The 19,587-nt window shown below is 59.3% G+C and carries 14 protein-coding genes; 7 read left to right on the top strand and 7 right to left on the bottom strand.

Annotated features, from left to right (window positions below; translation table 11 throughout):
* Positions 1 to 104 precede the first annotated feature (104 nt).
* Positions 105 to 1,808, bottom strand: a complete 1,704-nt coding sequence (locus tag GGR28_RS07045; RefSeq protein ID WP_183495048.1) for an alpha/beta hydrolase-fold protein — start codon at positions 1,806 to 1,808, stop codon at positions 105 to 107.
* Between the two features lie 37 nt (positions 1,809 to 1,845).
* The gene (locus GGR28_RS07040; protein ID WP_183495047.1) at positions 1,846 to 2,271 is read right to left on the bottom strand and encodes a CBS domain-containing protein; all 426 of its coding nucleotides are present in this window, start codon (positions 2,269 to 2,271) and stop codon (positions 1,846 to 1,848) included.
* A 119-nt stretch (positions 2,272 to 2,390) separates the two neighbouring features.
* Between GGR28_RS07040 and GGR28_RS07035 the strand changes: the two genes are divergently transcribed.
* On the top strand, positions 2,391 to 3,209 hold the full coding sequence (locus GGR28_RS07035; RefSeq protein ID WP_183495046.1) for a zinc-dependent peptidase: 819 nt from the start codon (positions 2,391 to 2,393) through the stop codon (positions 3,207 to 3,209).
* Between the two features lie 50 nt (positions 3,210 to 3,259).
* A complete protein-coding gene (locus tag GGR28_RS07030; RefSeq protein WP_183495045.1) occupies positions 3,260 to 4,342 on the top strand; it encodes an AAA family ATPase in 1,083 nt (360 codons plus the stop codon).
* A gap of 6 nt (positions 4,343 to 4,348) precedes the next feature.
* Here GGR28_RS07030 and GGR28_RS07025 read toward each other — a convergent pair whose 3' ends face one another.
* On the bottom strand, positions 4,349 to 4,933 hold the full coding sequence (locus GGR28_RS07025; RefSeq protein WP_183495044.1) for a thymidine kinase: 585 nt from the start codon (positions 4,931 to 4,933) through the stop codon (positions 4,349 to 4,351).
* A 48-nt stretch (positions 4,934 to 4,981) separates the two neighbouring features.
* Here GGR28_RS07025 and GGR28_RS07020 point away from each other — a divergent pair, with 48 nt between their 5' ends.
* Positions 4,982 to 5,701: a hypothetical protein gene (locus GGR28_RS07020; protein ID WP_183495043.1), complete on the top strand. Its 720-nt coding sequence runs from the start codon at positions 4,982 to 4,984 to the stop codon at positions 5,699 to 5,701.
* A gap of 79 nt (positions 5,702 to 5,780) precedes the next feature.
* Positions 5,781 to 7,148, top strand: a complete 1,368-nt coding sequence (locus GGR28_RS07015; protein ID WP_183495042.1) for a DUF1499 domain-containing protein — start codon at positions 5,781 to 5,783, stop codon at positions 7,146 to 7,148.
* Positions 7,149 to 7,402: 254 nt separating this feature from the next.
* On the opposite strand, the gene GGR28_RS07010 is transcribed toward GGR28_RS07015, so the two are convergent.
* From GGR28_RS07010 to GGR28_RS07000, 3 genes are all read right to left on the bottom strand, one after another.
* On the bottom strand, positions 7,403 to 7,570 hold the full coding sequence (locus tag GGR28_RS07010; RefSeq protein ID WP_183495041.1) for a hypothetical protein: 168 nt from the start codon (positions 7,568 to 7,570) through the stop codon (positions 7,403 to 7,405).
* 21 nt (positions 7,571 to 7,591) lie between these two features.
* Positions 7,592 to 10,231 (bottom strand): DNA gyrase/topoisomerase IV subunit A, encoded by a 2,640-nt coding sequence (locus GGR28_RS07005; protein ID WP_183495040.1) that lies wholly within the window; start codon positions 10,229 to 10,231, stop codon positions 7,592 to 7,594.
* Positions 10,232 to 10,422: 191 nt separating this feature from the next.
* Positions 10,423 to 12,870, bottom strand: coding sequence for a zinc-dependent metalloprotease (locus GGR28_RS07000; RefSeq protein ID WP_183495039.1), 2,448 nt, complete (start codon positions 12,868 to 12,870; stop codon positions 10,423 to 10,425).
* A gap of 904 nt (positions 12,871 to 13,774) precedes the next feature.
* Between GGR28_RS07000 and GGR28_RS06995 the strand changes: the two genes are divergently transcribed.
* Genes GGR28_RS06995 through GGR28_RS06985 form a run of 3 tightly spaced genes read left to right on the top strand, consistent with a single transcriptional unit; the run spans position 13,775 to position 16,456 of the window.
* On the top strand, positions 13,775 to 15,088 hold the full coding sequence (locus GGR28_RS06995; RefSeq protein ID WP_183495038.1) for a cytochrome P450: 1,314 nt from the start codon (positions 13,775 to 13,777) through the stop codon (positions 15,086 to 15,088).
* 10 nt (positions 15,089 to 15,098) lie between these two features.
* Positions 15,099 to 16,004 carry a nucleoside hydrolase gene (locus tag GGR28_RS06990; protein WP_183495037.1) on the top strand — a complete coding sequence of 302 codons (906 nt, stop codon included), beginning with the start codon at positions 15,099 to 15,101 and terminating at the stop codon, positions 16,002 to 16,004.
* Positions 16,001 to 16,456: a GNAT family N-acetyltransferase gene (locus GGR28_RS06985; protein ID WP_183495036.1), complete on the top strand. Its 456-nt coding sequence runs from the start codon at positions 16,001 to 16,003 to the stop codon at positions 16,454 to 16,456. Before GGR28_RS06990 ends, GGR28_RS06985 begins: the two co-directional genes overlap by 4 nt.
* Positions 16,457 to 16,525: 69 nt before the next feature.
* On the opposite strand, the gene GGR28_RS06980 is transcribed toward GGR28_RS06985, so the two are convergent.
* Positions 16,526 to 19,477, bottom strand: coding sequence for a tetratricopeptide repeat protein (locus GGR28_RS06980; protein ID WP_183495035.1), 2,952 nt, complete (start codon positions 19,475 to 19,477; stop codon positions 16,526 to 16,528).
* Between the last annotated feature and the right edge of the window lie 110 nt (positions 19,478 to 19,587).

Raw genomic sequence — 19,587 nt, 5'->3', positions numbered from 1 at the left:
TGATCGATACGCCCACTCTAATGTGGGTGGAATACTGTTAAATCTGCGAAAATCCGCGAATAAAATCTGCTCTAATCTGCGTTTAACCCCCACGTTGAGCAGCATCAGTACCGCCACCCCTCCAAATCCACCCCCGCCGGCGCCAACTCCCGCACCTTCTCCGCCCACTTCGGTACGAACATCCGGTGATACCGCAGTCGGCTGATGGCATTCGGCTGGGTGGCATCGCCGTTCCAGCAGTGCTCGTCGCGGGCCCCGTAGGTGATCTCTCCACCGAAGTCGTTTGCCCGCAGGAATTTTTCCGTGAGGTAGACGGCATTGTTGAGGTAGTAGTTATCCATCTCGCCGACGTAGATGTTGAGCTTGCCCTTCAACTTCGGGCCGAGGGTAGACCAGTCGCGCTGCAAAATGTGCGTCAGGTCGTAATTCTCCTTCCAGTACTCCGCGACCTCTGGATCGATGCGCCCCGAGAGCTTATCCCAAATACGCTTCGGGTAGCCATCGTCGCCGACGGGGGAATAGACGGCCTCCCAAATATCCCACTGCTGGCCGCTCCGGCTGCGATCGCCGAGGGCCAGCTCGCGCAGGTTCATCTCGCGCAGGGTGCTGGAGACGTGCCCCAGGCTATCGCGCCGCCCCGGCCGCTCCGTTCGCTTGAATTGGCTTTCGAGGTAGTAGGCATTGGCATCTTCATAGAGGTTCACCACGGTGAAGGCCCGGAAGTCGATCGGATCCGGGCAGGCGGCGTAGCAGGTGCCGTACTCGTCGGGGTATTTCACCTGTACGGCGAGCGCCTCCCACCCCCCGGTACTGCCGCCGTATACGAAGCGGGCCCAGCCCTCACCGATCCCCCGGAAGCGGCGCTCGATCTCGGGGATCAGTTCGTAGGTAATGGCATCGCCGTAGGGGCCCACGTTCTCCGAGTTTACGGCGTAGCTGTCGTCGTAGTAGGGGTTTGCATGCTGAATTTCCACGGCGATGACCCGGGGAAAGTCGGGGCCCGTCCACAGTTTATAAAAAGCGTACTGCTCCTGCTGCACGATGCGGTTGTAGCAGGGGATGCCGAAGCGTTCGCTATCCACGCAGGGCAGGTTTTCGTCGGGTGGGGTAGCGCGCCAGTCGCCGAAGTCGGCGGGAAAGTGGCCGTGCATGACCGCCAGAGGGTACTTCACGTCGGGGTGGTTGTCCCAGCCTGCGGGCAGCAGCACGTGGGCGCCGAGGTACATGTCGCGGCCCCAGAATTCGCTCAGTAGTTCGGAGCGGATCCTGATGTGCTTGACGTACTCGGTGTCTTCCGGTTCCGCTATTGCCGGGATGGCTTCGGTGAAGGCCAGCTCGATCGGCGCGGCACGGTCGTCGGTAAGCCGAATCTCGATCGGTTCGCTGAGCAGATTCCCGGGTGCGAGATTCCACTGTTGTCCTTCGCCGCGATCCATGGGCAGTTGCACCGTATGGCCGTCGCCGCGCACGAAGGTTTCGTACTTGTGCAGCAGCACCTGGGCGAAGTAGGCACCCGGGGGCACGTCGGCCAGAGAGGGCAGGGGGTAGCCGAAGGCGGTGGCGTCGACGGTCTTTAGGGTACCGGGCTGCCAGTCGTTCACGTTCATCCCAAACAGCAACTGGGTGCCGGGCCCGTCGACGATCTGGAAGCGCGGCTCGGCGAGGGTGTCCGTAGAGAGCATGAGCAGCAACCGTCCGTCGAGGGCGCTATCGGCCAGACTTTCCGGCAGCGTAACGTGGAAGGTCGTTTGGGCGGGCACGCGGGTGCAGAGGAATACGGTAAGAAAGCAGAGGAATATGGTACGCATTCCGAAATATACACCCACGACGACTGGAGTCTTCAGTCTACTGTAATACTTCGCGGTAAAGGATCGGCTCGCGGTACTCGCGCTTCAGGCTGTAGCGGATGACGTCGAAGGCGGTGACCACGCCCTTCAGCTTTCCGTCGAGGTTGACGACGGGCAGGGTCTTGAAGCGGCGGTCCATAAAGAGCTCGGCGGCAGTGCCGACCTTGTCCTTGGGGGCCAGCTTGACGACGTGGACGTTCATGACCTCGCTCACCGCGCGGTTTTCGCTGTTGCGGTTGCGGCGGCAGTCGCGCCACATGTCGTAGGAGGTGATCAGGCCCAGCAGGCGGCCGGTGCTGTCCACGACCGGCAATTGCTGTAGTTGGTTGCGCAGCATAACCTTAGCTGCGTCACCGACGGATTGGAAAGGGTAGGCGGTTACCACGTCCGTCGACATAATCGTCCGCACTTCTTCGTTCATCATGACAGATTGAATTTTGCGGCTTTCTGGGGTGCTAGTAATATACGGTTTTCGCGGCAACAACTCGCCCCCCTCCCGCGTAGGAATTGCGATATATTTATTACTCCCATACTTCCCCTATTATGGATCCCGTTCGCGCTACTTACCTCACCGCCCTGTGCCTCATTCTGTTGGGGGCGGTACTGACTTGGCAGACCGGGGAGACCTATACCTGGCTCATGCTGCTGCCCGCGATCGCAGCTGCCGGGGTCTATACCCTTTCCCCCCAGATCAGGTGGAGGTACTGGAAAAAGAACCCGCCGGACCTGCCCACCGACATGGCGCCGATCCTGGAGCGCTTCCCGCTGTACCGCTCGCTCGACCTGGACGGAAAGCGGGACTTCCGCCGTCGGACCTTTCTGATCCGGGAAGCGACGGAGTATACCGGTATGGCCATCGATAACATCCCCCCCGACGTACGGCTGATGGTTGCGGCTTCGGCGGCTACAGTGACCTTCCACCGCGAGGAGTTCTTGGTACCCGGCTTCGAGAACGTGGTGTTTTATCCCCACCAGTTCCCGACACCCGAGCACGAACGCCTGCACGCCTCCGAACTTTATCCTCCCGACGGCGTGATCATCTATACACTGAACTACCTCATCCGGTCGGTCGTGGAGCCCGACAAGTACCTGCAACTCGGGATCTACGAGTACACCCGCGCCCTGTTCCATACGGATCCTGGACTGCGGGCAAAAGTTGCCGCCCATTCCCTTACTTTTCCGGAGGTCGAGGAGATTACCGGGTTTTCCGAGGAGGCCCTGAAGGAATTTGTTGGCCTGGAGGAATTGGACCTGCCGGCGATCACGGCAACCGTTTTTCACACCCACGCTGCCGCCCTTGCTCAGCGCCATCCCGGTAAGGCAAATGGCCTGCTTGCGTTGTTTCCCCCTCGTCCGGTCTAGCTCCGAAGTTGGGCACTGCACCATGTTCCTTACCTTTATTGCATTGCTTTATGGAAGAACCCAGCACCCGCGGCCCCGCCCGAAACGATGACGTTGACCACGCGCTGAAGGCCAGTCTGGGTGAGCTAACCGCTGACGAAGAAACCGGCGTAACGGGGCAACCCCTGCCCCCCGACGACCGCGTCGACCTCGACGGACTTCACCAGGCCGCCGAACGCATTCGGGCCGAAGTGGGAAAACTGATCGTGGGACAGCGTGAATTGATCGACCTGTTGATCGTCTCCCTCCTAGCCGGCGGACACGTGCTCGTAGAAGGGGTGCCCGGAATTGCCAAGACGCTTACCGCCCGCCTGATCGCTAAGACCGTCGACGCAGAGTACCGCCGCATCCAGTTTACCCCGGACCTGATGCCGAGTGACTTGACGGGGAGTACCGTACTGCACGCTTCCGATGCCCGTTTTGTCTTTAATCCGGGACCGATCTTCGGCAACCTCATCCTAATTGACGAGATCAACCGGGCACCCGCCAAAACCCAGGCGGCCCTCTTCGAGGTGATGGCCGAACAGCAAGTGACCATCGACGGCACTACCCACGTGCTGCCCGACCCCTTCTTCGTGATCGCTACCCAGAATCCCATCGACCAAGAGGGAACCTACCGGTTGCCGGAGGCCCAGCTCGACCGCTTCCTCGTGCGGGTGGTGGTCGACTATCCGAAACAGGAGGAGGAGCGTGAGATACTTTACCGCTTCCGCAGCGACTTTCAACAACGGCAACAGGAGCAGGTAGAGACCGTCCTGAACCGGGAATCGGTAGCTAAATACCGCGGGGTGGTGGAACGGATCTTTATTCGCGACGAATTGCTGGACTACATCGCCGCCCTGGTGTACCGCACCCGCACCCACCCGGACCTTTACCTGGGGGCCTCTCCACGGTCTTCGCTGGCGATACTGCGGCTGTCCAAAGCCGTTGCCGCCCTGGCCGGACGCGACTACGTGACCCCCGACGACATTCAGCGCGTGGCCTTTCCCGCCCTAAATCACCGCATCATCCTGACCCCCGAGCGGGAGATGGAAGGCTTTGGCACCAAGGACGTGATCAAAGAAATCCTGGAGGGGCTGGAGATTCCCCGCTAGCGCGACTTACCGCAAGTCGAGAATGTTGCCCATGCGGAAGCAACGGCGGCAGCGGGCTTCGTACAGTTCTTTTTCTCCCAGCACTACCGTGTCGGTGTCTGGCGTGAGGCGATAGGAATGGGTGGCCAGGTTGCCGCAGTGGGAGCAAATGGCGTGTACTTTGGTGATGTACTCCGCTACGGCGAGCAGATCGCACATCGGCCCGAAGGGTTTGCCGCGGAAGTCCATATCGAGTCCGGCGATGATGATGCGCTTGCCGCGGTGGGCGAGATCCTGGGTGTGCTTCACGACATCGGCGTCAAAAAATTGGGCCTCATCGAGTCCGATGACCGAAACGTCGTCGGGTACTTCCAGCAACTGGGCGGACCGGGCGATGGGGGTGGCGACAAAGCTGTTGCTGTCGTGGGAGACCACGCTTTCTTCGGCGTAGCGAGTGTCGACGCTGGGTTTAAAGACGGCTACGTGCTGCCCGGCAATGCGTGCGCGCTTCAGCCGGCGGATGAGTTCTTCCGTTTTGCCCGAAAACATCGAGCCGCAGATAACTTCCAACCAGCCGCTGCGTTGACCGCTGAAGTGAGGTTCTAAAAACATGAGGCCGCCGTATTTTGGCGGTCGAAGGTATCAAAATTACGCCAGCCTATGTCTCAATCCAAAGCAGATCGCATCCTGAGCCGCATTACGGCCCTGCACCACAGCCTACAGTTGGACAAGGACGAGAGCGGCCCCTCCGCCCTGGAACGCGACCTGATGCTCGGCTACTTGCGCGAACTTTATGACCTCTACCTCAACGCCGGTGAGGCCCAGCAGCAAGTACGGAAACAATTGGAGAAGACCGATCCGAAACCGCCGCCGCCGCCGCCGCCGCCGGCACCGGCCCCCAAGCCAGAGCCAGCCCCCGAGCCGGTAAAGGTCGCACCACCCCCGCCCCCGGTACCGGAAGCTCCCGTGCCCCCGCCGCCCGCTCCCGCCTACGCCGAGCACACCGCGAAGATCGATCCGGAGTACAGTCGTCCCGCCCCCAATCCGCCGCAACCCGCTCCCCAACCGAATTTAAGTCCGGACGTGGAGGCCCTCTTTAAGGAGGTGGAAACGAACGGCTTCAGCAGCCGCCGCATGCAACCGAAGGTGAATGACCTGACGCGGGCGCTGAGCATCAATAACCGGGTGCTCTTCTCCAATACGCTGTTTCGCAACAACGAGGAGTTGAACCTGGCCCTGAAGGAACTCAATCTGAAGGGCAGCTTCGGTAACGCCCGGGCCCAGCTGATCGATCTCGCCCAGCACCACCACTGGACCGACGAAGAGCGGCAGGAGACGGCGCGTGAGTTTATCGATCTCGTACGCCGGCGCTATGTTTAAAAAATTGCTCCCGTGGCTAATCATAGTTGTCGTCGCCGTCACGGCCTATTTATACGGCCAGGCCGGAAAATCCCAAACTATGCTACCCACCACGGGTAGGGTTGCGCCGCCTCAACCGGAAACTACGACTATCGCCTTCGGCAGTTGCAACCGCCAGGATGCTCCCCAGGGATACTGGGAAACGATCGCCAGTCACCGGCCCGCCGCCTGGCTGTGGTTGGGCGATAACATCTACTCCGATACGGACAACATGGACCGGATGCAGGCCGATTACGACCAGCTCACCGGCACTCCCGAATATGCTGCCTTTGTAGCCACAACCCCACTCATCTATGGCGCCTGGGACGACCACGACTACGGCAAAAACGATGCCGGTAAGGAGTGGTACGCTAAGGATGATGCAAAGCGCCTGATGATGGATTTCCTTCGGGTGCCCGCCGATGCCGCAGTGCGCCACCGGGAGGGAACCTACCAGTCGTACCTGATCGGTAACATCAAGGTGATCTTGCTCGACACCCGTTACTTCCGCGATACCCTCGCTCCTGCAGTACGCAGCGGCGACCGTTACGGCCCGAACGAAACTGGTGATGTGCTGGGCGAACAACAGTGGACGTGGCTGGAAGCTGAACTCCGCGACAGCGACGCCGACGCCCACCTCATCGGCAGCAGCATCCAGGTACTGCCTACCGACCATGGCTACGAAAAGTGGGCCAACTTCCCCAACGCCCGGGCGCGCCTCCTCCGGTTGCTGGCCGATACCCGCCCGGCAATGCCCCTACTGCTGAGCGGCGATCGTCACTTAGCTGAATTCATGGTCGACAGCCTCGGTGAGTATGCGGTCTACGAAATGACATCCAGCGGCCTGACCCACGCCTACGAAAATGCCCGCGAAGCGAACGACAAGCGGATCGGCCCGCTCATCACCGAGCGCAACTACGGACTGCTGCATTTCTCAAGCAATTCTGATGGGGTCCAATTAACTGCTGAAGTCCGCGCCCTCGACGACGATGCTGTGGTGGCTTCCCTCTCCTTACCCGGTGGCAGGACGAACATTGCGGAGGGCGGGACGCTTGATGCCCATAAAGCCCCCGTGTCCCGTACCCTTAAGCCCTGCCCCGAATCACCGAACTGCGTCAGCACCCAATCAACCCAAGCGAAGAAGAAGCGTGACCCCATCCCCTTCACCGGAACGGCGGAAGCCGCGAAAGAGAAACTGAAGGGCATCATAAACAAGCTCTCCCGCACCACGCTCATCGAGGAGAACGACAAGTACCTCCACTATACCTTCACCACCTGGCCGATCCCGTACATCGACGACGTAGAATTCCTGATCGATGCCGACCGCAAGGTCATCCATTACCGCAGCGCCAGCCGGGTAGGACACAGCGATCTGGGCGTCAACAGCCGAAGAATGGCAAAAGTAGTAGCAGCGTTCGAAGCGGAGTGAGCCGGGCGAAATCCGTGTTAAATCAGTGGAATCCGTGGTGCAAAATGTCTCGGCCTAGAAGCCGCTTGACCTAAAACGCTTCAACTGAAATGCCTGAATCTGCGACAAAATCTGCGCCCTCCGCGTAATCCGCGGTGCAAAATGTCTCGGACCAAAGACCACTCGACCTAAAACGCTTAGATCCGTGTTTAATCTGTGGCCATCCGTGGTGAACTTCTTGGACCTAAAAAAGCTCGGCGTGCAACGCCTCGACCTTAGTAGAGATAAGTTTTATAGTACGCCCACCACTTATCCCAGTTCTTGATGACCAGGAAGATGAAGAAGATCAACAGACCGAGTAGCGCGAACCGGACGGCCCGCGCCACCTGCCGATTTTTCTGCCCCCGGGTGCGGTAGCGGTGCCTGGTCGACTGTCTTCCCATGGATGCGAAGATAAGGTGGTTTTAAAAGTCCAGTTCGATCGTATCGCCGGGCTTGATGGAATCCTTTCCGCCCTTACCGTTCAGTTTGGCCTTGTCGGTGGTTGCGGACTTCGCTTTTTGAGTTTCCTGCTCTACCGGGATGAAGGGATCGTTGAGTTCCTTTATGGACACCAGCTTTCCGTCGTGCAGTCGGTTGCCGAGTGACTTCCACCCCTTTACATCGATAAACTCCCACAGTTTGACGGTTGCTTCCTTCTTCTCTCGCTTTTCTCGCCAGGAGTAAGAAATTTCGGGGCTCGGATGGACGCTGGCAAAGTATAATTTACTCTGCTTGTGGTCCGTGATGTAGGTAAAGGCCTGGCCGGGGGAGCTGGTCTCGATATTGAAGCGCTTTACCAGAGTCACCCCCCGCTCACCTTCGTAGTAGACTGCGCTGACCACCATATCCTCCTCATACTTGCCAATGAAGTAGAGGTTGCTGGGATCGTAGCGACGGGTCAGGTCAAGTTCCTCGCGCTCGTAGCTGCCGTCTTGGTAGAGGACCAGCAGGTAGTCGCCGGTATCGAAGCCCCCGAGGAACTGTCCACGTTCGTCTAGATTCAATCGGCCGCTGACTTTATCCATCCACACCTTCATGGCGCCGAGGGTACTCTTGCCTACTTCCTTCAGGGTAACCTTACGGACCGGGTAACGGGTCATAATGTTTCCAGCGGCTCCCCGGCTCTTGATGGCCAGTTCGGCGAAGTCAAAGTCGAAGTTCTTCTGACGGGCCTTGGACGACTGACTGAGCTGAGCGGTGATGATCTCGGCCTCTCCATTCGAGTTTGCGCTGAAGTAGAGCAGCTTTGATCCCTTGTGGCCCTTGGTCAGATTATACTCGCGATCGCGGGTGATGGCCGTAACGTTGAAACGCTTTGCCATGGCCCGGCCGGTTTTGCCGTCGAGGTAGACCATGTTATACGTGGTGCGCTCGTCACCCTTTTTCCACACGTTGACGTGAATAATGTCTTTTCCTACGAAGGTTTTATCCGCGATGCGGGTCACGACGAGGGTTCCGTCCTGCCGGAAGACGATAACGTCGTCCACATCGGAGCAGTCGCACACAAATTCTTCCTTCTTCAGGCTCTGACCGATGAAGCCCTCCTTGCGGTCAACGTAAAGCTTGGTATTGTTTGCGGCAACGGCAGCCACTTGTACCTTCTCGAAGGTGGAGATGGTGGTTTTCCGCTCCCTTCCCTTGCCGTACTTGTCGAGCAGTACCTGGTACCAATTGATGGTGTACGCCGTCAGGTTAGCGAGATCGTGGCGGACCTGGGCCAGCTCCTCCTCAAGCTTCACCATTAGCTCATCGGCCTTGAAGCTGTTGTACTTGGAGATGCGCTTGATGCGAATTTCGGTGAGGCGGGTAATGTCCTCCTCGCTGATGTCGCGCAGGAGCAGAAGCCGCTGGTCGTTACGTTTCTTTTTCTCCTCCGGCTCCCGCACGTACTTCTTCAGTCCGGCGCGGATAAATTGGAGGACCTGTTCAAAATTTTCCGCTTCCTCGATGTCCCGGTAGATGCGCTGTTCGATGAAGATCTTTTCGAGGTTGGCGAAGTGGATCTTTTCCTCGAGCTCCTTCTGGCGAATGAGCAGTTCCTGGCGCAGCAGGTCTTTGGTCTGCTGGGTATTGTACTGCAGGATCTCCTCCACGGTGACGAAGTGGGGCTTATCGCCCTCGATGATCACACAGGCGTTGGGGGAGACCGACAGCTCGCAGCCGGTGAAGGCGTAGAGGGCATCGATGGTGACGTCCGGACTAATGCCCGGTGCCAGTTCGATCAGTAGCTCGACTTCGGCGGCGGTGTTGTCGACCACCTTCTTGATCTTGATCTTACCCTTGTCGTTGGCCTTGATGATGCTGTCGATGAGCGTTTGGGTGGTGAGGCCGTAGGGGATCTCGCGAATGGCAATAAACTTGTTGTCGATCTTCTCGATCGTGGCGCGGATCTTGATGCGGCCACCCCGCTTGCCGGACTGGTAATCGCTTACGTCTACCGTCCCACCGGTCGGAAAGTCCGGATATATCTTCACCTTCTTACCCTCCAGAATCTTAATGCTCGCCTTGCAGAGCTCCTGGAAGTTGTGGGGCATGATCTTGGTGCTCAGACCTACCGCGATTCCCTCCGCACCCTGGGTGAGCAGCATGGGGAACTTCATCGGCAGGTTGACCGGCTCGTTCTTGCGGCCGTCGTAGCTGAGCTGCCAGTCGGTGGTCTGGGGATTGAAGACTACGTCGAGGGCGAACTTCGTCAGCCGGGCCTCGATGTAGCGGCTGGCGGCGGCGGAGTCGCCGGTCAGGGTGTTGCCCCAGTTGCCCTGGGGATCGATGAGTAGGTGCTTTTGCCCCAGATTGACCAGCGCATCGCCAATTGCGGCATCGCCGTGGGGGTGGTACTGCATGGTCTGACCGATGACGTTGGCCACTTTGTGGTAGCGGCCGTCGTCCATTTCCTTAAGGGCGTGGAGGATGCGGCGTTGCACGGGTTTAAGGCCGTCTTCGATGGCGGGTACCGCCCGTTCCAGAATCACGTAGCTGGCGTAGTCGAGGAAGTAGTCTTCGTACATGCCCTTAAGGCCAGTGACTTCGCCGTTGGTTTCTACTCCGTGTTGGTTTTCCATTGCTGCTGTTAAGACTTAGCGCGGTCGGAGACCGCTTTGTGCTAGCGCTGCCGGGAGGCAGCTTTATACGGTCGCCCCGATAGCTATCGGGGGAGACCGCTTTGTACGGAGGGCGAAGATAAGTAAATTCAATTTACTAACAAAATGTTTGAAACACTTGTCCGTCGCGTGGCTGATTGGGCATTCAGGCTTTAATCCCCGATCGGCGACCCGTCCGGTAGCTCGGGAGCGGCTACGGGTTCGTAGCTATCTGGGTTAGTAAGGAAGCTGCGCACGAGCTGGTGGAGGTAGAACTCCTGGTCCGTCGCCCCGTTTTCGGTCTTCAGCTGGTAGTTTCTGAGCTGAGAGAGGGCGCCCGCTACCACGGCATCGCTGATGTCCTTACTGGCCGCGAGCTGGATGAGGTGGTGCACCAGGCGTCGCTCGGTTATACGGGCAAGTTGCTGGGCGTAGTCGTCGCCCGCGTTGCTCCCGACCTGACGGGTAGTGAAGGTGCGAATGCCGTCGAGATAGCCGGTAAGCGACGGCATGGCCTCCCCGAATAGTGCATGTTGCTCGACCACCCGTGCGAGTCGGTCGGGGCGGAGGAGGAAGGAAAGGGTGTTGTCGGCCGCCGATTGTGCCATGGCCAGGGGATCGAGGCCACCCCCGTTCTGGGTATTGAACAGCTCGCGGTTGCGGCCGTAGCCGTAGGCGGGCGGGGGAATGAGTTCATAAAGATTAGTTGGGAGCCGTAGGGCATCCGGAGCCAGGGTAGCCAGCAGGACTTCCGTGGCGGATCGTTGCAGGGCCGGGGCGGTGGGTTGGTACTCCGGCGTCTTGCCCGCTTCCCGCACGCCGTAGTCGTAGGCGTATCCGCCGATCATCTTGGAAACCGCCTCCACCTGGTAGCGGTGCATGAGGTAAAGCGGCACCAGTACGCTTTCCAGTTCGGAAAGGGGCATACCCACGGGGATATTTTTTTCGCTGAACCGCTGCAGGGCTACCTTCCGCAGTTCGAGCAGGCGGTTCATTTCCGCTACGGGGTCGCTGCCGTTGTCCCAGAGGTGCCCTTCGGGCTGACTGCTGCCGGCGGGGCGGGCGTCGGGATCACTGATGTAGCGCAGGCCCAGTCGTTCGTTCTCGGCTAGGATCTCTTGTAAACCGGCCGTTTCCGCGGCGGCATCCCGGAAATCCGTATAGCCGTACTTGATCGTTTGCTTGTCCCACTCACCGATGCCGGTGGCGTAGGCCTGGCTGAAGTCCATCTCCCCGTCATCGGTAAGGGTCACGTAGGGGTGGGGGTAATCCATTACGGACGCCCGGTCGTTGGTGCTGGCGGCGAAGTTATGGGCGAGTCCTAAGGTATGGCCGACTTCGTGGGCGCTGAGTTGCCGCAGTCGGGCCAGAGCCAACTCCTCTAGACGGGGATCGGGGGTGGTGCCGTCCTTACCGTAGGCTTCGATCAATCCCTGGGCAATCAGGAAATCCTGGCGGACCCGCAAACTGCCCAGCAGCACGTGTCCCTTGATGATCTCGCCGGTACGCGGATCGGTCACCGAAGAGCCGTAGCTCCAGCCGCGGGTGCTGCGGTGTACCCAGTTGATCACGTTGTAGCGCACGTCGAGGGGGTCGGCGTCGTCCGGCAGCACTTCCACGCGGAAAGCATCTTTGTAACCGGCAGCTTCGTAGGCCTGATTCCACCAGCGGGCCCCTTCCAGCAGGGCACTCTTCACGGGCTCGGGGGCACCGCGGTCGAGGTAGTACACGATCGGCTCCACCGGTTCGCTCATGGCCGCCGTAGGATCCTTTTTTTCCAGTCGGTGGCGGGTAATGAAGCGCTTCACCAGCGGCTGATCGATCGGCGTGGCGTAATCGGCGTACCCACGGGCGTAGTAGCCGGAGCGGGGGTCGAAAACGCGGGGCGTGTAGCCGTCGTCGGGTAACTCCACGAAACTGTGGTGCATGCGCAGGGTAAAACTTTCGCTGTCGGGTGCCACGCTGCCCACGTTTCTTCCCGTCGGCTCACCGGTGAAGGTGATCGACGCCTCGAATTCCGAATTCTTCGGGAAGTTCTTCGTGTTTTCGGGGTAGAGGGCGCTGCGATCTTCGCTGACCTTGTAGGTACCTTCCTTGCCACGCTTCAGTTTGGCCGCTACCCCGTGGGCGTCACTCATGAGCAGGGGCGTCAGGTCGATCAGTACGGTCTCGTCGGTCTTGGCGACCACCTTGAAGCCCTCGACGACCGACTGCGCAAAGGCCTCCTCCACGCTCCGGGCCTCGGCCGGATTGTCGGAAATGGCGCGGTACTCCAGGTTGCGCTGTTGGAGCAATACCTTCGGTCCCACCCGCCGGAAGAACACCACCCGGGTATTGCCCAGCTGATTACGATCGAGTCCAATGTCGTTGCTGCCCAGGCCAGCGGCCAGGCTGTTTACGTACAGGAAGTCTTCGTTCCAGCGGCCGATCTCCAGGTACACTTTTCCCTCCTCGTCGCTCCAGTAGTAGGGGTAAAACCCATCGTGGCGCTCCATCTCCTTCGTCTTTTCAGCGATGGAGGGGGTGGCTTTTTTCTCTTTTTCCTTATTCTTCTCCTGAGCGGTCAACGGAAGGACGAAGCACAAAATCAGGGTCAGCAAGAAGGGTCGCAAATACGGCATATATCAAGTGGTTGGGACGGGCAACAAGATAAGGCGGGAACGCGGGAGCAGGGTGAATAGGTTGAGCCCTTCCAGGGCGACCCTGCAAGGCGGGCGGGCAGAGCAGGGTCGGCTCAGAAGGCCTCAACCCTGGGATGATGAAAGGCTGAGCCCTTCCAGGGCGACCCGGTGAGGCGGGCAGGCAGGACAGGGTCGGCTTGAAAAGCCTCAACCTTGAGTGATGAAAGGCTGAGCCCTTCCAGGGCGACCCGGTGAGGCGGGCAGGCAGGACAGGGTCGGCTTGGAAAGCCTCAACCCTGGGGTGATGTAAGGTTGAGCCCTTCTAGGGCGACCCGGTGAGGCGGGCAGGTAGAACAGGGTCGGCTTGGAAAGCCTCAACCTTCGGGTGATGAAAGGTTGAGCCCTTCTAGGGCGACCCGGTGGGACGGGCAGGCAAAGCAGGGTCGGCTTAGAAAGCCTCAACCTTGGGGTGATGAAAGGTTGAGCCCTTCTAGGGCGACCCGGTGAGGCGGGCAGGTAAAGCAGGGTCGGCTTGAAAAGCCTCAACCTTGGGGTGATGAAAGGTTGAGCCCGTCTAGGGCGACCCGGCAAGGCGGGCGGGCAGAGCAGGGTCGGCTTGGAAAGCCTCAACCTTGGAGTAAATAGGTTGAGCCCTTCTAGGGCGACCCGGTGAGACGGGCAGGTAAAGCAGGGTCGGCTTGGAAAGCCTCAACCCTGGGGTGATGAAAGGTTGAGCCCTTTTAGGGCGACCCGGTGAGGCGGGCAGGCAGAACAGGGTCGGCTCAGAAAGCCTCAACCTTGGATAGTGTCTCGAACCAGATACCACGCGACCTAAAGCACGAGCACAGCGAGCATCCCCACAAATTGTAAATTGTAAATTGAATATTGTAAATTGTAAATCCCCTTGTACGCCCCCCGCATCCCCCGCCAAGTAACCCTGCGCCACCTGTTCCGACTGGTGCGGCGGCCCATTCCCGTGTTCACGGAATTGCTGGATAGGTACGGGGACAACTTCATTCAGGAGGTCGGCGGGTCACGGACCACCCACTTTACGCGCGACGCGGAGGTAGCCCGCCACGTGCTCCAGCGCAACCACCGCAACTACGAAAAGAGCGAGATTCAGACCGGCCAGATGGGCAAGTACCTCGGCCTGGGTCTGCTGACTAACTCCGGCGACGACTGGCTGCGGCAGCGCCGCCTCATCCAGCCCGGCTTTCACCGACAGCGACTGGCGGCCCTCACCGCGGAAATGCAGCGGGTGATCGAGGAAGAATGCGCCCGGGCAGCAAACAGCGGCCCCGTCGACCTTTTTTCCTTCACCCGCCAAGTGGCTTTCCGCATCATTGTGCGGGCGCTCTTCACCGACGGCTTCGGGGAGGAGGATACGCGGCGGTTGCACGAGATCCTGGACAAGCTGCAGGCCTACATCATCTATCCCATCCGCCTGCCCTTCCTGAGGGGACCGCTTCGCTGGATTGGCCAGGAGCAACGGCACCTCGCACTGGCCACCGAAAGCCGTCAGTTGATCAGCCGGCACATTCGACACCGACAGCAGGGCACCCGCGTCCCCGCCAAAGACGACTTGCTCCAAATGCTGCTCGACACGCGCTACGAGGACACCGGCGAGGGAATGGACGAACGGCAACTGATCGACGAGATCCTGATCCTTTTCGCGGCCGGCTACGAAACCAGCGCCAATGCCCTCGCCTGGACCATCTGGCTCCTCCTTAAACACCCGAACGAACTGGCGCGACTCCGGGACACCCCCGACCCGACCTACCTCACCCAGGTGATCGAAGAAAGCATGCGCCTCTACCCCCCGGCCTGGATCACCGACCGGGTAGCCCTCGGCCCCGACGAGGCGGCCGGATTTACCCTCGACCCCGGCGTGACCATCGGGATTTTTATCCACGGCATCCACCATTCGCCGCGCTACTACGACGCTCCGGAAGAATTCCGCCCCGCGCGCATGCACCCCGACCTGAAAAAAGAGCGACACCCCTTCAGTTTTATTCCCTTCGGCGGCGGACCCCGGCAGTGCATCGGCAGTCACTTCGCGATGCTCGAAATGCAGTTGCTGCTCGGTCATTTGCTGGAGCATTTTGACGTGGAGAGCGTGGGGAAACTACCCGATCCCCAGCCCAAACCCTTCGTCACCCTGCACCAGGACCGGCCGGTACCGATCACGATTAGCCCGCGAAAGGGAAAAAGTATTTAGCTTCGGTCCCATGCGCTACCTGCCCCTTTTTCTGCTTCTGCTGATCGGCTGTAAGGCACCGGTCACCGCCCAGCGCGCCGAACGGGTCCGCTTCATCCTGGATGCCGATACGGCCAACGAGATCGACGACCTTTACGCCATCGCCTACCTCTTCGACGAGCCGGACATCGAATGGCTTGGCCTAAACTCCGCCCAGTGGTTTCACCACTATTCGGGCGACAGCACGGTACACCAGAGTCAGGTACTCAATGAGGAGTTGCTCACCATCGCCGGGCGCATGGACCTGCCGCATCCCGTCGGCGCGGACAGCATTATGGGCATGCCCTGGGGTGGTTTCGAACCCCGCAACAGTCCGGCCGCTCAATTCATCATCGAGCAGGCAAGGGGCGGGGACGCAGGTGCAGAGAAACTGGTCGTAATGTGCATCGGTGCCTCGACAAACCTCGCTTCGGCCATTGCGCTGGCTCCCGACATCAAGGATAGGATAAAAGCATACGTCCTTGGCTTTCAGTACGATGCAGCGGGCGGGTTCTGGAACAAGGACGAGTTTAACATTCGCCGCGACCTCAACGCCGCCAATTACCTGCTGAACGCCGAAGGGCTGGAACTGCATGTCATGCCCACCTCCACGGCCATCCAGTACCAGTGGGATCGCGATACCACCTTTGCCCGGCTGGACCGCAGCGGCGCCATCGGAGCCTACCTGAAGAACCGCTGGGACACCTTCACCGATGCCCAGCGCTGGACAATGTGGGACGTTGCCGCCCTCCAGGCCTTCCTCAAACCCGAACAGGCCACCGAGATCGAGGTAATGACCCCGCCGGAAAACACCCAACGTAAAGTGTGGATGTATACCGACATCGACGAAGCCGCCATGGAAAAGGACTTCTGGAACCGACTGACTACTTACCGATGAAACTCGTTCGTACCACCCCCAGTCACCCCGGTTACCAGCAACTGGTCGAAGCCCTCGACCGGTTTTTGGCCATCACCGACGGGGAGGACCACGCCTTCTACGATCAGTACAATAAGTCGGATGCCATCCAGCACGTGGTTGTGGTTGAGGATGAGGAAGGTAAGGCCGTCGGCTGTGGTGCCATCAAGCCCTTCGACGCGACCTCGGTGGAGATAAAGCGGATGTATACTACCGATGAAGTCCGCGGTCAGGGACTAGCCGGTCGGGTTCTCTCCGAGCTCGAGCGGTGGGCGGCGGAGCTGGGTTACCAGCGGTTAATTTTGGAAACGGGCATTCGACAAACCGCGGCCATACATCTTTACGACAAGCACGGCTACCGTCGCCTTACCGAGAACTACGGCCCCTACGCCGGAGTGGAGGGGAGTATATGTATGGAGAAGTATGTAGAGTAATGCGTAAATGCCGGAGATACCTACGCTCGTAAATAATTAATAGCAGTATTCGAAATTGGTGCCGGCATCTTATAGTCCCACCAATCGTATGGCCTCATCCCGGCTGACGTTACTTCCTCTCTCACTGATGGCAGCGAGCTCATCCGCGGAGTACCGGGTTTCCAGTACTTCCCTGGCCTTTTGCAGGTAAGGCTTAATGACCGTAGGCGTAGGCGCGCCGAGTTCCGACCGCATACACCTGCCTTTGGCCAATGCCAGCGCTGCTTTCTCCAGTTCTCCGGTATCGGCCAGAATGACTCCCGCAAACTCGAATACTTCGCAGGTACCGAGGAGGACACTATACTTGACGTTGATGTCCAGGCTATTCTTTAGGTATTCCCATGCCTTATCAATTTTTCCGGCGTCGTAGGCTATTTTGCTGCGATAATACCAGCCCTTATTGACGTAGTGCACCATTTTCTTATCGTGAAAAATATCGATCCCCCGTTGGATCCAATCGTCGGCCTCTGCGAATAGACCTTTGTCACCGGCCAGGATGCCTTCGATAAAGTCGTCCCACCCGTCGAGTATATAGTGGAGGTTTGTTTTGGTCAGGACGTCGTTCTGATTCTCGCGCCACATCCTTCTCAACTCCTTAATGTTCGCCATATCGTGGTGCAGCTGGGCGAAGTTGACGAGCCCCCAGATGATGACGACCTTGTCCATATTCCGCTTGACGATCCGGAGACCCTCTTCAAAGAGCGCTACCGCCTGGGGATACTGCCCCAGCGCGCCCCTGGCCCTGGCTAAATTTATCGTGGCAAAACCAATCCCCCGCTCGTCCCTGATCTGCTTGCGGAGTTCCAGGCTCCGTTCGAGGGCGGGTGCGGCCTGTAGGGGTATGCCCGCATTGAGGTACGCCCAGCCCAGGTTGTTGTAGGACACGGCCTCGCCCCGGAAGTCCTTCTTGGCTACGTGCATTTCGAGGGCTTCATTTGTGTAAGCGATCCCTTCGCGCGTCGAACCCACGTTGATGAGGGCGAATCCCAGGTGATTCAGGGCATTCGCAATTTCCAGCTCATCACCGATTTCCCTCCAGAACGCAAGGTTTTTTTTGCCCAGACCTACCGCCTCCGCGTAACTCCCGTCGTAGAAGTAGGTTGCGATCAGCCCCTGGGTGATTTTGGCCTTCAGGCGCGATAGGTGTTCGGGGGTTTCCCAGTCAAGCAGACGCTTGGCCAATTGCACGCCTTCCGTCAGCATATTGCGGCAGAACCAGAGGCGCGTGAGGCCCTTTCCCAGCCGTAGGGCCATCTCGTACTCGCGGTTGGCAAATAACCAGGTGACGACTTCCCGGAAATTGGAGAGATCCGCCTCCAGCGCCGAAAACCAGCGCGCCTGGTCGGGGCCCGTTAGGTAGGGCTCCGCTCTCTCGGCCTTGGAGACAAAGTAGGTGGCGTGTGCCCGCTGAACCGCGTCCCGGTCGCCGTGATAGGAAAGTGCCTCGAATGCAAATGCCCGGATCGTTTCCAGCATGCTGAACCGGGGTTCTCCGTCCGTATCGTCCTTGCGATTGAGGAGGCTTTTATCCACCAGCGCCAGCACGAGGTCGACCACTTCTTCGGGAGCGATATTGCTACCCGCGCAAACCGCCTCGATGGCATCCAGGTCGCATCCGCCGGAGAACACGGACAGCCGGTGGAACAGCGTCCGTTCCGGGGGCGGCAGTAATTCGTAGCTCCACTTGATGGCTTGCCGCAGGGTTTGGTGGCGTTCCGGGCGATTAGGGCTACTACCCTTCAGTAGGTCGAGCTGGTGATCCAGTCTGCGCAGCAGCGCGTCGGGGGAGAATAGTTTGATTCGGGCGGCGGCAAGCTCGATCGCCAGCGGTAGCCCATCGAGGCGGTGGCAGATCCGGGCGATTGCCGCCGCGTTTTCGTCGTTGAGCGCAAAACTGGGTTTCACGGCCCGCGCGCGCTGACTGAAGAGGCTTACGGCCGGATTTTTCAGCAGGTGCTCGGCGGTCCGGTTGCCGTTTAGGGTCGGTACTTGCAGGGGATTGACCGGGTACTCCTGCTCCCCCTGCAGGTGCAGCACAATGCGGCTGGTGACCAGGATCTTTACCCCCGGGCATTTGCTGAGGATCTGTCCGATGATCGGAGCGGCGTCAATCACCTGCTCGAAGTTGTCCAGGATCAGCAGGGCCTCCTTGTTACTGAAGAAGTCCGTCAGCTGGTCCACCGTGTTTTTAAAGGGATCCTGGACCAGGTCGAGCACTTTGCTGATCGTCAACTCTACGGAGGATACGTCGGATGCGGAGGCCAGCGGTACCCAGTAAAGGCCATGCTCGAATTGTTCCGCGAAGCTCTCTCCGACCTTTAGCGCAAGCCTCGTTTTGCCGGTGCCGCCGGGACCGCTCAGCGTGACCAGCCGCGACCGGAGGATCAACTCGCGGACCTCGCCGATCTCCTCGTCCCGTCCGATAAAGCTGGTAAGTTGGAGGGGTAGATCGCTAGTGGCGCTGTTCATCGCGTGTCCTTTTCCCGCTAATTCATTTTTTTCGGGAACGGTGAGCCCCGAGGTGGAGAGGGCGTAAATACCCGTGGGGCGGTCCACGTTCTTGAAGTGAAATTTGCCCATAAATTCCGTCGGCAGGTGCGGCTGGTTTTTAATTTGATCGAATACCGCATCCGTGACCAAGACTGCGCCGGGGATGGAAAAAGATTCTACGCGGGAGGCGATGTTTACGCCGTCGCCGTAAACCCCGTCGTCTTCCGTTACGGTCTCTCCCAGGTGGATACCGATTCGGAGGGCGACCTTCGGGGCCTGCCTCAATTGTCGCTGGATTTCGATCCCGCACTCTACCGCATCCACCGCGCTTTCGAAGCTGCTTAGCGTTCCGTCGCCGTAGTACTGCAGGATTTCGCCCCGGTATTCCTCGTGTGCTGCCTGAAACACCTCCCGGTGCCGGTTTCGCTTTACCCGGGCCTCGGCCTCATCGTGCTGCATCAGGGCGGTGTAGCCTACAATGTCGGTAAACATGATAGCAGCCAGCTTTCGACTTAGTATTTCGGACATCGAGGGTAGGTTTTGATCGCTTCGGTCCTCTGTGACCACTACCCTTAAACTAAGCCTTTTTCGGCAGTGTCCAA

It is taken from the genome of Neolewinella aquimaris (assembly GCF_014197245.1).
GTDB classification, from domain to species: Bacteria; Bacteroidota; Bacteroidia; order Chitinophagales; family Saprospiraceae; genus Neolewinella; species Neolewinella aquimaris.
The sequence above is the reverse complement of the archived record's forward strand: the minus strand, read 5'-3'. Positions and strand labels throughout refer to the sequence as shown.

Excerpts from the sequence above, each read along its gene's own strand:
- GGR28_RS06990 (WP_183495037.1), top strand. The coding sequence starts at position 15,099 with ATGCGCTACCTGCCCCTTTTTCTGCTTCTGCTGATCGGCTGTAAGGCA.
- GGR28_RS07030 (WP_183495045.1), top strand. The coding sequence starts at position 3,260 with ATGGAAGAACCCAGCACCCGCGGCCCCGCCCGAAACGATGACGTTGAC.
- GGR28_RS07020 (WP_183495043.1), top strand. The coding sequence starts at position 4,982 with ATGTCTCAATCCAAAGCAGATCGCATCCTGAGCCGCATTACGGCCCTG.
- GGR28_RS07010 (WP_183495041.1), bottom strand. The coding sequence starts at position 7,570 with ATGGGAAGACAGTCGACCAGGCACCGCTACCGCACCCGGGGGCAGAAA.
- GGR28_RS06980 (WP_183495035.1), bottom strand. The coding sequence starts at position 19,477 with ATGTTTACCGACATTGTAGGCTACACCGCCCTGATGCAGCACGATGAG.
- GGR28_RS07015 (WP_183495042.1), top strand. The coding sequence starts at position 5,781 with ATGCTACCCACCACGGGTAGGGTTGCGCCGCCTCAACCGGAAACTACG.
- GGR28_RS06985 (WP_183495036.1), top strand. The coding sequence starts at position 16,001 with ATGAAACTCGTTCGTACCACCCCCAGTCACCCCGGTTACCAGCAACTG.
- GGR28_RS07035 (WP_183495046.1), top strand. The coding sequence starts at position 2,391 with ATGGATCCCGTTCGCGCTACTTACCTCACCGCCCTGTGCCTCATTCTG.
- GGR28_RS07040 (WP_183495047.1), bottom strand. The coding sequence starts at position 2,271 with ATGATGAACGAAGAAGTGCGGACGATTATGTCGACGGACGTGGTAACC.
- GGR28_RS07005 (WP_183495040.1), bottom strand. The coding sequence starts at position 10,231 with ATGGAAAACCAACACGGAGTAGAAACCAACGGCGAAGTCACTGGCCTT.
- GGR28_RS07045 (WP_183495048.1), bottom strand. The coding sequence starts at position 1,808 with ATGCGTACCATATTCCTCTGCTTTCTTACCGTATTCCTCTGCACCCGC.
- GGR28_RS07000 (WP_183495039.1), bottom strand. The coding sequence starts at position 12,870 with ATGCCGTATTTGCGACCCTTCTTGCTGACCCTGATTTTGTGCTTCGTC.
- GGR28_RS07025 (WP_183495044.1), bottom strand. The coding sequence starts at position 4,933 with ATGTTTTTAGAACCTCACTTCAGCGGTCAACGCAGCGGCTGGTTGGAA.